The sequence below is a fragment of the Paludisphaera rhizosphaerae genome, assembly GCF_011065895.1.
Taxonomy (GTDB): domain Bacteria; phylum Planctomycetota; class Planctomycetia; order Isosphaerales; family Isosphaeraceae; genus Paludisphaera; species Paludisphaera rhizosphaerae.
Window position 1 is genome coordinate 34,493 of the sequence record NZ_JAALCR010000039.1, and the last position, 12,005, is coordinate 46,497.

Here is a 12,005-nt window from a genome sequence, read left to right on the forward strand (position 1 = left end):
ACAATGAACATCGCCCTCTTCGGCGCGTCCGGCATGATCGGGCGTCGCATCCTGGACGAGGCCCTAGAGCGGGGTCACCGCGTGCGGGCGATCGTCCGCGATCCGTCGCGGTTGGAGGATCGGCCCGAGGGGCTGACGGTCGAGGTCGGCGACATCCTCGATCCGGCGAGTGTCGCCGAAGCGGCGAGCGGGTGTGGCGCGGTGGTCAGCGCCTTCGGCGTCCGGGCCGATCAGGGGCCGGGGGCCGTCGCGCGGGCGGCGCGGGCCTTGATCGCGGGGCTGAAGGACGGCGGCCCTCGGCGGCTGATCTTCGTCGGCGGATCCGGCAGCCTGGAGGTCGCGCCGGGGACGTGGGTTCTGGACGTCCCCCACTTCCCCCCCGCCTTGCGACCGATCGCCCTGGACCACGCCCACGCGCTGGAGGTCTTCCGCAAGGAGGGCCAGGCCCTCGAATGGACCTACTTCAGCCCCGCCGCCATGATCCACCCCGGCGAGCGGACCGGCCGGTTCCGCCTCGGCGGCGACCGCCTCGTCGCCGACGCCCAGGGCGACAGCCGAATCTCGGCCGAGGACTACGCCGTCGCCCTCCTCGACGAACTGGAGAACCCCCGGCACGTCCGCAAACGGTTCACGATCGGCTATTGAGCCCAATCCTCCAGTTCCGCATCGAGCAGGTCGACGAGAGAGCAGAGATGAATCGACCTCTCGTCATCGAGCGGCACGCCTTCGAGCCTCTCAAGCAGGTCGTCCCGACTCGCGACCAGTTTCTCGACATCCTGAAGAGGGATGATCCCATTAAGGATCATGACGGCCTTCGCGCGAACCTCGAAGTAGTCGTCGAAGACCAGTTCGTAGAGGAAGTCATAGTCGTCGCGGCAATCCAGATCGAGCATCGCGTAGAGGAAGCTGCCGCGATGGCCCTTCGTCCTCGGGTCCCGGATTAACTCGATAAGCCTCGGTTTGGCCGCCTGGACTTTCAGCTCTCCCAGGGCGTAAGCGAACGCGCCAAGTTTATGCAGAGCCTCGGCTCCCGCCGGGGGGAGCGTGGACAGGAGGCGCAACAGGTCCGGCACGGCCTCGACGCCCCCCATGTGGGCAAGATCGAACGCCGCCTGAACGGCGACCTTTCGGTCGTTCGAGCTCAGCCGCAGGATGGCGTGTGCTTGGTCCATGCTTTCTTCGATCGGAGTTCTCTTCCTCAGCGGGACGCTGTGGACGCCCGCGTTTCGCCGCCCACCGATGGCGATTGGGACAGGCCGAGAGCGAATGCTCCTTGCGGCGATCGGTCCGAAAGGGCGACGGGCGACGACGACCGCGATGGCCCGGCGCTGCAAGACTACGATCTCACCTGGGAGACCGCCAGCAATCTTCACGCAAACTTTACGGCCGGTTCGACGTTTGAACCCATCAGGACGTTCATACTCGGGGAGGTTTCTGTACAAGGCGGGGATGGAGACTCGAGTTGGACTACGATTTCGACGTCATCGTCGTGGGCGGAGGAGCAGGCGGCGCGACGTTCGCTTACGCCTGCGCCCAGGCCGGGAAGTCGGTCCTGGTCCTGGAGCGAGGCGGCCGTCACACGGTCGGGACGCCCCACGACGAGAAGGCCGCCCTGATCGACAAGAGGCCTTACGACGACCGCGAAGTCGAGGTCAACGGCAAGGCGAAACGGCTCTACATGGGAGGGATCCTCGGCGGCGGCTCCAGCCTCTACGGCGCGGCGCTGATTCGACCGAGCGAGGAGGACTTTTATCCCGGCCGCTACTACGGCAAGCGGATCCCCAAATCGATCTGGGACTGGCCGATCTCCTACGCCGACCTTGAGCCCCATTACACCGAGGTCGAGCGGCTGCTGGGCGTGGCGGGATGCGGCGACGACGACTTCGGGCCGCTGCAGAAGCCGGCCGCGGGCTTCCCGGGCGAGCCGCTTCCGCTGCACCCGATCAACGAGCGCCTGATCTCCGCCAACCGTCGCCGCGGGCTGCGTCCGTTCCAACTCCCGCTGGCGATCGACTCTTCACGATGCCTGCGATGCTCCCTCTGCGCGGGGCTCCCCTGCCCCACCGGAGCCCGCGGGTCGTCGGCCCAACTCCTCGACTCAGCCCAGGCGAGAGGCCTGGCGCTGACGGTCCAGACGCGGGTGGAGGTGGAGAAGCTGGCCCGCGAGCCGGGGACCGGCGCGACGGTCGTCGACGTGATCGACCGCAACACGGGGAATCGCCGGCGCTACAGGGCCCGTCGCTACGCCCTGGCCGCCGGCGCGTTCGCCTCGCCGCTGCTGCTGATGCGGTCGGGCGTCGAGCATTCCCAGCTCGGTCGCAATTACATGATGCACATCTGCGCGTTGGTCGCAGGCGTCTATCCCAAGGAGACGGACGCCGAGTCCTCGTTCGTCAAGCAGGTCGGCTTCTCGGACTTCTACTTCGGGACGAAGCGATATCGGCACAAGATGGGGTTGGTCCAATCACTGGGCGTCCCTGGCCCGTTGATGACGGCCAAGGTTTCACCGTTCCTCCCAGCACCCGTGCGGAAGTTCCTGCGGGAGCGGATCCTCCTCATGGCGGGACTCATCGAGGACCTGCCGAACCCCGCCAACCGCGTCGGCCTGGAATCGGACGGCCGGGGCTCGCTCACCCATCGCTACGCCCGCTACGATCGCGTCCGACGCAAGCGACTGGCCCCGCACATCGCGCGGATCTTGAAGCGCTCGGGCGCGATCTACTGCGTCGCACCACGGTATTCCTCTCACGAGCACGTGGCCCATCAGTGCGGGACGATGAGGTTCGGCAAGGACCCGGCCCACGCGGTCCTGGATCCGGACTGCCGGCTGTTCGCGAACCCCGACGTCTTCGCGGTCGACGGCGGATTCATGCCGACTTCGCTGGGGGTCGGTCCCGGGCTCACGATCATGGCGAACTCGTTGCGCGTGGCGTCGAAAGTGGTGGCCGAGCTGTGAAGACTTCCGAGAAACTGTCGGCGGCTGGCCTCTCACGGCGCGTCTCCATCAGACTGGAACAGTTCCGCCAGGCCCGCCGGATCCACGGCGGCCTGCGAGGCCTCGGCACGGCCGTCCTCGGGGTTAAGCTCTCGCGCCTGCCGATCCCTTCGCGACGCCTTCGCGGGCGGCTCTTCCGCGACCTGTACGCTCGGATGTATCCCCCCGGGCTCAACGCCGACGAGGCCGAGCGGCCGCTGGAAGACTACCCGTCGTTCAACGCCCTCTTCACACGAGCGCTCAAGCGCGAGCACCGGCCCATCCCCGACGACGGAGCCAGCCTCCTGAGCCCCTGCGACGGCGTCGTCCAGGACACAGGACGCGTGGAAAACGGGCGGTTGATGACGGTCAAGGGGATCGAGTACAGCGTCGAGTCGCTGCTCGGCGGCCTGGATCCCGGGCCCTATGAGGGAGGCCAGTTCGCGATCGTCTTCCTCTCGCCCATCGACTGCCACCGCGTCTTCAGCCCGACCGACGCGGTCATGGAGGAAGCGATCCACGTCCCCGGCGCCCGTCTGCTCGTCCACCCCCCGTTCCAGACGGCCGAGTATCCCGTCTACACGTTGAACGAGCGCGTGATTTTCCGACTGGCCACGAGCTCGGGGCCGTGCGCCGTCGTCATGGTGGCCGGTTGGGGCGTGGGGAACATCACGCTCCCCCTGGCGCCGGACTTCCGGACGAACGGTCGACGGATCGAGTCGCATCGCTGGCCGTCGCCGCCCGAGGTCCGCCGAGGCGACTGGATCGCCACGTTCGAGCTGGGTTCGACGGTCGTCCTGTTGGCCTCGGCGGCGCTCAAAGCGACCCCCCTGGTCTCCCCGAACGAGAAGGTCCGCTATGGTCAGCCCGTCTTCAAACTCGATCCCTGCGCCGTCGCTCGATGAGCCGACGGCAGGGCGCGTCGCAACGCTCTCCGGAACGGGCGAACCACTCCGGGCCGGCGTCATGCTCATCGTAGGCTTCGGCGATCCGCTCGCGTCCGCACTGGCCGCTTTCGTGAGGCAGAGCCCGGACCGTGAGGCGGTCGTCGTCGATGACGATTCGCGGAGCCTGGCGATCCCTCGCGATCGAGAGGACGGCGAGGCGGCGAGCCTGATCGTGGTCTTGCCCTCTCGCCTCGGAGAGCGTGAGCGTCATCACCTCGCAGCGCTTCTCGACGAGGCCCGCCGCACGTCGATCGCCTTCGTCGGGTTGGTCGGGACGTTCCGCGTTCATCTCGACGATTCGACGGCCGAGGAGATGGAGCAAGCCGCGCTGGCGATGGTCGAATCGAAGCTCGCCGGAGCCCGCATCGCCGTCTTTCGGCCGAGCCACGTGGTCGGGGTGGGCGGCGAGGCGGATCGCTGGCTGAAGCGGTTGGGCCCGCTCTTCCCGCTGGCTCCCGACGACCTGCGGACCTGCTTCGTCGAGGCCGACGAACTCCTCGCCGCGATCGAGGATGAGGCGAGCGGGTCGTCCGTCGACGAGAAATCCGAAACACCCGGCCGGCCGCTGGACCGCCGCCGCAGGGAGTACACGTTCCTGGGCGGGAACGTCGCGTGGCGTGAGATGCTCGCTCGCCATCGCGGCCATTCTCCGGTCCACAACGCGGCGACGGCCTTAGCACACGGACTGTCGTGGCTGCTGGTCGGGCGACTGCTCGCGGCCGCCTTGGCGACGGCCTCACGGTGGTCGCCGACCGCCAGGGCCTGGTCGGTCTCGACGCTCAAGCCGCGAACGATGCGGGAGTTGGTCTCGCTCTGCCATCGCGGGAACATCGACCGCGTGCGAGTCGTGGGCTACAACAACGGCGTGCACCACTTCGGCCATCGCCATCCGGGGAAGACGATCGTCTCAACCGTCCGGCTGCGACGGACTGTTCACGCGCGGCCGGGCGTGATGAAGGCGGACTCCGGCGCGACGATCCGCCGCGCGAAGGACTACCTCGGCGGTCGCGGCGAGGAGTTGTACGTCATGCCCAACTACTCGTACGTGGCTCTTGGGACGGCGTTCTTCGTGCCGATCCACGGATCGGCCGTCGATTACGCCACGGTCGCCGATACGATCCTCCGCGTCGTCCTGTACGACCCGGATCAGGACCGGATCATCGTCGCCGATCGAGACGACGCGGCCTTCCGCGAGAACGTCTATAACCCCCGGTCGCGAGCCGTCCTGCTGAGGCTCTGTCTGCGGACGCGTCCCAGGTCGAGCTACTACGTCCGGAGCGAGACCACCAAGGGCCTGGGGGGGCGAGAACTGCTCGCGGCCCTGCGCGATCGCGACGCGGCGAACGTCGAGGTCCGCCAGGCCAACGCAGCGAGCGACAAGGTGACCGTCTCCCGCTACTACACGAAGGCGACCGGCCCGTCCGCCGCCGCGTTGGAGTCCCCGCGCGACGCGCTGGGGAGGCTCTGGGATCGGCTGGAAGAGAACCCGATCACGTCCTACCTGATGCACGCCCTGAGCCGTCGCGTGGCCTGGCACACGGAGTTGTTCCTCACCCCCGCCGAGTTCGAGCGCTTCTGGACGACTCACGATCAGGTCCCCCTGCGCAAGATTCAGCTCCGATACATCTACCGCGACGGGATGCCCCACTCGCCCTTCCGCGACGAGGACTGCGTCTCGGCCGACCTCTTCCTGTTCCGGCTCGACAAGCCGAAGTTCGACGCCTACATGGCGAAGCACCTGCCGAACGTTCGGTTCAACCCCGGCAAACACAGCAACTAGGCCACGAATGCAAACGCCGCCGCCGATCGAAACCCTGAAGCAGATCCTGCGGGAACGTGAGCCCAACCTGCTGAGGCTCTACCTGAACCCGCACGTCGCCAGCACGTGCTTCTGCCTCGACCGCCTCGTCCGATCGACCTGGGCGCTGCCGTCAGGTCCGGCCGACGAGGCCTGGCAGTCGTTCCTCGCGAACGGGTTCGAGGAAGCGCTCGGCGGCGCGGTGAAGCTCGTCCGCTACAACCGCGACGAGACCGAGGCCGACGGCGTGGCGATCGTCGTCGACCCCTGTGACCGCCTGGAGGGGTTCGCCGATTGGCGACTCCCAGACGGCTCCCGCGTCGAGTTCCTCCCCGGGTTGCACGTGCTCGGCTCGTCGGATCTGGCCGAGGGCCTGCGGCGGATCGAGGACGATGCGAAGATCGAGATGCTCGTTCTCGTCGCCGGCGATGACCATCGGCTTGACGAGCACGCCGAGGAGATCCAGGCGATCGTGAAGCAGCATGCTCCGGCGGTCGTCGCGTGCGTCGATCGCGGCGGGTTGTCGAGGCTTCGCGAAGGGAAGCGCGACTGGCTCCGCGCGATCCCTCCCGACGTGGTCGTCTTCGACGACTCGTTCACGGGCAACTCTGTTCCCTTCGGCGCCTTCACGGCCCGCCAGTCGCTGTTCGCGGCCTGGAATCGGCCCGGGAAGAGCACGTTCCATTCGACGACGTTCCAGCCGAACACGATCTCCACGCGGCACTTCATGAACGTCCTGACCGCGGTCGACCCGGAGTTCGTCCGGATCCGCGCCGACGACCTGAACGCGATCAGCGTCGATCTCGCGCGTCGCGGGGAGGCGTTCCGCCGTTACTACAACCCCTCGCTCTTTCGGTTGATCCGGGCGGCCGGGTTCGCGACGGCCGACGTGAAGGCGGCCGGCGGCGACGTCATCGTCAACGGCAACCGCATCCTCGATTTCGTCGGCGGGGTCGCGTGCAGCATGAGAGGCCACAACCCGCCGGCCTATGCGGATGAGTTGACTTTTCAGGGAGGCGCGGCTGATTCGCTTCGGGCGGAACTCGAAGCGCGGCTCCTGCCGCTCACTGGGCTCGGCAACGTCCTGCCGGCGGTCAGCGGCGGCGGGGCCGTTGAGAGCGCACTGAGGACAGCGCTCGTCGCCAGGTTCCCCCGTCGGCGAATCCTGGCACTCAGGGCGGGTTTCGGCGGCAAGACGCTCTTCTCGCTGACGGGGACTGCCAACCAGTCGTACAAGGACCGCATCGGCCCTTTGTACGCCGAGGTGCATTACGTCGACCCCTTCGCCCCCGACGCCGCCGAACAGATCGATGCCCTCTTGTGCGCCGATGATTTCGCGGCCGTCATCCTCGAATTGATCCAGTCCGTGGGCGGGGTGCGAGCGATCCCCGAATCCCTGATCCGACGCCTCGACGAGGAGCGACGCCGGCGCGGCTTCCTGCTGATCGTGGACGAGGTCCAGACCGGCATGTACCGCACGGGCCCGTTCTGCCGCTCGCAGGCGCTCGGCCTGACGCCAGATCTCATGCTGCTGGGCAAAGGGACGTCCGACATGATGTTCCCCTTCTCCCTGACCCTCTACTCCGACGCCGTGGCCGAATTGCTCCGCGGCCGAGGCGAGGGGTTGATCGAGTCGATCCGCGAGCGCTACGGCTATGAGTTGGGCTATCGGACCGTGATCAACGTCTTGCGGTCGGCCGAGGAAATGGAGCTTTCCGCCCGGGTCGTCGAGGCCGAGGCGAAGTTCGAGGAGAAGCTCCGCAGCGGTCTGGGTGCCCTCAAGAACGTCCGCGACGTCCGCGTCTTCGGCCTGCTCATGGCCGTCGAACTCGACGTGGAGCGAGGCTCGCGGCGTTGGTTGCGGAAGCGGCTTGGGGCGCTGTATCTGCTTGCGATGCTTCAGCGCAAGCAAAACCCGCTGCTCGCCGGCTTCTGCCAGTACGAACCGAATACGTTGAAGATCACCCCGCCGCTGAATGTCGAGGCCGACGAGATCGACAGGGCCTGCGAGACGATCGTCGAGGTCCTGAAGCGGCCGTTCGCGCGCGTCTTGCTCGCGGGTCTCATCCAGCTTGGAAAGCCATCACCGTTCCGAAAGGGAATCCATGAGCACGGCGACCGCCCGGCCGTTGAGTTTGCTGCACGTTGATTTCGACGGCCTCTACACCCGGCACCTCGGCCGGCACTCGCAGTTCGGCATCAACGTCAATCACCTGATCGCGTTGTACATGCTCTGGTTCGGGATCTACTCGTTCCTCACGCAGGGGGCCCGACTCATCGGCGTCCCCTCGCCGTGGGTCGTGCCCGTGGGGTTGGCCGTCGCCTACCTGGTGGTCGTCAGCCTGCACTCGCCGCTCCGGGTAATCCTCGTGACGGCTGCGTTTCTGGCCCTGTTCGTCGCCAGCGTCCTGATCGTCCCGCAGGTTCCGGCCTGGGCGATCCCGCTGTTCCTGCTGCTGATCCCCGTCGGCTACAAGATCCAGTCGCGAGGCCACAGAATCTGGACGGCTGCCGCGGATATGTCCGACTTCAACCGACGCTTCCCCCCAGGCCGCGACCTGAACATCGTCCTGCTCTTCTACGAGATCCCCATCTGCCTGAACTACCTGACGTACCGCCGCGCGGACTGGAAGCGGTGAGGACGTAGACCCCTCTCTCTATTCAGATCATAACGGCCTTCCCCCCTCTCGGGGGTGTATGGACCGGGGACATGGGTAACAGGTGTTCGGGGACATGGGTGACACATTTGGGAATCATGGAGGGCCTTCCAAGAGGAGGCTCGAAGGGCCGGATGAGGGGGGATTGGTGGCGCATTGACAGCCATGCTTCGGACGTGAATCCGGAGCCGGTCGCCCCCTCATCTGACCGCTTCGCGGTCTGACTTCCCCGGCAAGGGGGGAAGACGTCGGAACGGATACGCCGCTCAGCGCTTGCGGCCCAGCACGGCGACGATGTCGTGCGAATCCTGGATTGGGAACGCCAGGCGGTTGAGGAGCCATCGCTTGGCCGCGCCGGCGCGGTGCAGACCCATGCTTTCGATCAGCGGGGTGAGCCAGCCGCCGTGGTAGGCGAACTCCATGAAGCCGTCGAAGTTCTCGAAGTTCAGCGTGGGCCGGAACGTCTCGCTGCGAAGGACCTCGAAGCCGTTGGCTTCCATGACCTCGGCGACCTCGCCGGCGTCGGCCGGATTCAGGACGGTGTCGTCCATCCGCCGCGAGCCCGCGCCGGTGTACCAGCGGAGGAACCTGGAATCACCCTTGGCCTGGAGCGCCGGGTAGGCCGCCTTCGTGCCGCCGACCAGCGACCAGCAGCCCCCCGGCAGGAGCTTGCCGGCGATCTGGGGGGCCAGCGTGCGCATCGACACGAACCCGGTGACGAAGTGCGTGCAGACGCAGTCGAACTCGCGATCCTTGAAGTACGCGTCGAGCTTGGAGGCGTCGCCGGCGACGGCATCAAGGTCCGGCAGCCTCCGCCGGGCCACCTCCAGCATGCTCTCCGCCAGGTCGATCCCGAAGGGGATGATCCGACCTTCGGACGCCTGCTGGAGCTTCTCGAGGAAGAGCCCCGTCCCCATGCCGATGTCGAGGACGTGCAGGTCTCGGTCTGTCAGCAGGCCCTCGGCCTTCATCTGGCCGATGCCGAGGTCGAGCGCCCGGCCGATGACGCCCTGGGGATCGAGGTCGTAGTGCGTCGCGACGACGTCGTTGTATGCCTGGTGGACCGCCGTGGTATTCATGGAGGCTCGTCCTGGGGATGAGAGGTGGGCGCTAGGCCCGAGGGTGCGGGGCTAAGACTGGTTTTCAGCTTGCGGACGGCATGAGGCTGGCGGAGGGCGCGACCGCTGAGGTCGTCGCCGCGGCGTCGCCTCGATCATGCGTCGGGGCTTCCGCCTCTTCTGTCGCGAAGGGCCAGTATTCCAGGCGAGCCTCGCCGTCTCGGACGGAGATGAACGGACAGGGCGGATGCTCGGTCCAGGTGCCGCTGTTGACGTACTGGACCCCGCCCACGTCCTCGGCGATCGGCAGATGGGTGTGCCCACAGGTGACGTGACGGAAGCCCTTCGACCTGGCGTAGGCCACGGCTCCGTCGCGGATCGAAACGCTGCTCCGCTGCCACTGCTTGGAGACGCGCCGGATGTACCGCGCGGCGTGGTGGGGGGCCCACCGCTGGATGTAGTAGAAGAGCCCGCAGGCGATCTCGGTCAACCAGCCGTAGTTGTTGACGAATCGGTCGAACTGGTCGCCGTGGAGCACAAGGAGGGCGAAGCGGTCGTTCCGGAAGATGTACTCGTCGAGAACCTCCACGCCGACCACGTGGCCGACGACCTCGGCCGGCCCGTCATGGTTGCCTCGGACCCAGACCAGGCGAAGATCGTCGCGGTCGGAGTTCCGCCGCAGGATCTTCAAGCAGGCGAAGTGCCGCTTGGAGAGCCGTTTGAAATTCAGGTCGTCGAAGATGTCGCCGTTGATGACCAACTCGCGAGTGTTCTCAACGGCCCATTTCAGGAAGTCCTCAAGGAGCGAGGCCTGACAGACTTCGCTCCCCAGGTGCAGATCGCTGATGATGAGGCAGTCGTATCGCATCGGGGTCGCTACTTCGGTACGAACCTCGGTTCCGGTCAGGCGACCCAAAGTATGGCCGGCCGACGCCGCGCTTCCAACGGCTGTCGGCCGAAATACATCAAACCCACGTCATCTATTCTTGATCCACCCAGACACCTCGTCGAATCCACATCCAACGCCCTGAACAAGTGGATTCCCGAGGCCGATTCTTGCGAATACGCCCCCGCCGCGCGGCGTCGAGGCGCGCGCCAGGAGGGTCTTTCGTCAGGCCAGGATCGGCTTGACGAGTTCGCCGTGGACGTCGGTCAGGCGCATGTCGCGACCGCCGAAGCGGAAGGTCAGGCGTTTGTGGTCCAGGCCCAGCAGGTGGAGCATCGTGGCGTGAAGGTCGTACATGGCGACCTTGTCGACGACGGCGTGGTAGCCGTAGTCGTCGGTCTCGCCGTGGGTCACGCCCCCCTTGACGCCGCCGCCGGCCAGCCAGACGGTGAAGCCGAACGGGTTGTGGTCGCGGCCGTCGCTCCCCTGGGCCATCGGGGTGCGGCCGAACTCGCCCCCCCAGAAGACCAGGGTGGAGTCCAACAGGCCTCTCCCCTTCAGGTCGGAGAGGAGCCCGGCGATCGGCCGGTCCACGGCGCGGGCGTTCAGCTCGTGGCCTTCCTTCAGCCGGGAGTGCTGGTCCCAGCGATCGTGGCCGACCGACGGGCAGAGCACCTCCACGAACCGAACTCCGCGCTCGACCAGCCGGCGGGCGATCAGGCACTCGCGGGCGAAGATCCGAGTCGGGCCGAATTCGTCGTCGAGCCCGTATAGTCGCCTCGTGGCGGGGGATTCGCCGTCCAGATCCATCAGACCCGGGACGGCGGACTGCATCCGGTAGGCCAGCTCGTAATTGGCGATGGCCGCTTCCAGGGCGTCGGGCTCGCCCATCCGCGAGGAGACGCCGCGGTCGAGGTCGCGGATCAGGTCGAGCTTCCGAAGCTGGCCGCCGGGCTCGGCCTCCGCCGGCCGGATGTTGGCGACGGCCTCGGCCGAGGGGCGGAAGACCGAACCCTGGAAGGCCGCGGGGAGGAACCCGTTGCTGAAGCAGTCCAGGCCGCCCGGCGGGATCAGGCCGCCGTTAAGTACGACGAAGCCGGGGAGGTCCTTCGACTCGCTCCCCAGCCCATAGGTCGTCCAGGCGCCGTGGCTGGGCCGGCCTTGCAGCCCGCTGCCGGTGTGCAGGAAGTAATTCGCCGCCGTGTGCTCCGAGAACTCCGAGGTCATCGAACGAATGATGGCCATCTCGTCGACGTGCTGCGCGACGTTGGGGAAGAGGTCGCTCACCGGAGCGCCTGATTCGCCGTAGCGACGGAACTTCCAGGGGCATTTCAGGACGGCGCCCACGTTGTTGAACTGCGTGGGAGCCGTCTTCACCTGGATCGGCCGGCCGTGCTCGCGGTCGAGCCTCGGCTTGGGGTCGAAGGTGTCCATCTGTGACGGACCGCCATCCATGTACAGGAAGATGACGCTCTTCGCCTTGGCCGGGTGATGCAACCCGCGGCCGACCGCATCCGCGCCGAACGCCTGATCGCGCAGCAACGCCGAGAGCGCCACCGCCCCGAACCCATTCGCGCAACGGGCGAGCATCCGGCGGCGGTCGATCGGCGTGGAAAAACGTCCGCAGTGCATGGCGAGGGCCCCGGGCGTGGCTGAGGCTGTTTCGGGTGTGGCTCCTCCGACGT

At 67.0% G+C, this 12,005-nt stretch carries 10 protein-coding genes; 6 read left to right on the top strand and 4 right to left on the bottom strand.

Features of this window, described 5'->3' with window-relative positions; translation table 11 throughout:
- Positions 1–3 precede the first annotated feature (3 nt).
- Complete coding sequence (locus G5C50_RS28865; protein ID WP_165074699.1) at positions 4–645, top strand: NAD(P)-dependent oxidoreductase; 642 nt, start codon at positions 4–6, stop codon at positions 643–645.
- Here the strand turns inward: G5C50_RS28865 and G5C50_RS28870 are convergent.
- On the bottom strand, positions 639–1,172 hold the full coding sequence (locus G5C50_RS28870) for a HEAT repeat domain-containing protein (RefSeq protein WP_165074701.1): 534 nt from the start codon (positions 1,170–1,172) through the stop codon (positions 639–641). The genes G5C50_RS28865 and G5C50_RS28870 overlap by 7 nt on opposite strands.
- A 290-nt stretch (positions 1,173–1,462) precedes the next feature.
- Between G5C50_RS28870 and G5C50_RS28875 the strand changes: the two genes are divergently transcribed.
- Genes G5C50_RS28875 through G5C50_RS28895 form a run of 5 tightly spaced genes read left to right on the top strand, consistent with a single transcriptional unit; the run spans position 1,463 to position 8,358 of the window.
- Entirely contained in the window at positions 1,463–2,956 is a 1,494-nt protein-coding gene (locus G5C50_RS28875) for a GMC family oxidoreductase N-terminal domain-containing protein (protein ID WP_165074703.1), read from the top strand.
- A complete protein-coding gene (gene asd / locus G5C50_RS28880) occupies positions 2,953–3,879 on the top strand; it encodes an archaetidylserine decarboxylase (RefSeq protein ID WP_165074705.1) in 927 nt (308 codons plus the stop codon). The genes G5C50_RS28875 and asd overlap by 4 nt, the downstream gene beginning before the upstream one ends.
- Positions 3,833–5,701 carry a hypothetical protein gene (locus G5C50_RS28885; protein ID WP_165074706.1) on the top strand — a complete coding sequence of 623 codons (1,869 nt, stop codon included), beginning with the start codon at positions 3,833–3,835 and terminating at the stop codon, positions 5,699–5,701. The genes asd and G5C50_RS28885 overlap by 47 nt, the downstream gene beginning before the upstream one ends.
- Positions 5,702–5,708: 7 nt before the next feature.
- Positions 5,709–7,868, top strand: coding sequence for an aminotransferase class III-fold pyridoxal phosphate-dependent enzyme (locus G5C50_RS28890; protein ID WP_165074708.1), 2,160 nt, complete (start codon positions 5,709–5,711; stop codon positions 7,866–7,868).
- Entirely contained in the window at positions 7,825–8,358 is a 534-nt protein-coding gene (locus G5C50_RS28895) for a hypothetical protein (RefSeq protein WP_165074709.1), read from the top strand. Before G5C50_RS28890 ends, G5C50_RS28895 begins: the two co-directional genes overlap by 44 nt.
- A gap of 284 nt (positions 8,359–8,642) precedes the next feature.
- Here the strand turns inward: G5C50_RS28895 and G5C50_RS28900 are convergent, their stop codons facing one another.
- From G5C50_RS28900 to G5C50_RS28910, 3 genes are all read right to left on the bottom strand, one after another.
- Entirely contained in the window at positions 8,643–9,455 is an 813-nt protein-coding gene (locus G5C50_RS28900; protein WP_165074711.1) for a class I SAM-dependent methyltransferase, read from the bottom strand.
- A gap of 64 nt (positions 9,456–9,519) precedes the next feature.
- Positions 9,520–10,302, bottom strand: a complete 783-nt coding sequence (locus G5C50_RS28905) for a UDP-2,3-diacylglucosamine diphosphatase (protein WP_165074713.1) — start codon at positions 10,300–10,302, stop codon at positions 9,520–9,522.
- 243 nt (positions 10,303–10,545) lie between these two features.
- Positions 10,546–11,952, bottom strand: a complete 1,407-nt coding sequence (locus tag G5C50_RS28910) for a DUF1501 domain-containing protein (RefSeq protein ID WP_165074715.1) — start codon at positions 11,950–11,952, stop codon at positions 10,546–10,548.
- Positions 11,953–12,005: the final 53 nt, after the last annotated feature.

Bases quoted from the DNA above. Each gene is read 5' to 3' on its own strand.
- G5C50_RS28870 (WP_165074701.1), bottom strand. From the start codon at position 1,172: ATGGACCAAGCACACGCCATCCTGCGGCTGAGCTCGAACGACCGAAAG.
- G5C50_RS28890 (WP_165074708.1), top strand. From the start codon at position 5,709: ATGCAAACGCCGCCGCCGATCGAAACCCTGAAGCAGATCCTGCGGGAA.
- G5C50_RS28900 (WP_165074711.1), bottom strand. From the start codon at position 9,455: ATGAATACCACGGCGGTCCACCAGGCATACAACGACGTCGTCGCGACG.
- G5C50_RS28905 (WP_165074713.1), bottom strand. From the start codon at position 10,302: ATGCGATACGACTGCCTCATCATCAGCGATCTGCACCTGGGGAGCGAA.
- G5C50_RS28865 (WP_165074699.1), top strand. From the start codon at position 4: ATGAACATCGCCCTCTTCGGCGCGTCCGGCATGATCGGGCGTCGCATC.
- G5C50_RS28895 (WP_165074709.1), top strand. From the start codon at position 7,825: ATGAGCACGGCGACCGCCCGGCCGTTGAGTTTGCTGCACGTTGATTTC.
- G5C50_RS28885 (WP_165074706.1), top strand. From the start codon at position 3,833: ATGGTCAGCCCGTCTTCAAACTCGATCCCTGCGCCGTCGCTCGATGAG.
- G5C50_RS28910 (WP_165074715.1), bottom strand. From the start codon at position 11,952: ATGCACTGCGGACGTTTTTCCACGCCGATCGACCGCCGCCGGATGCTC.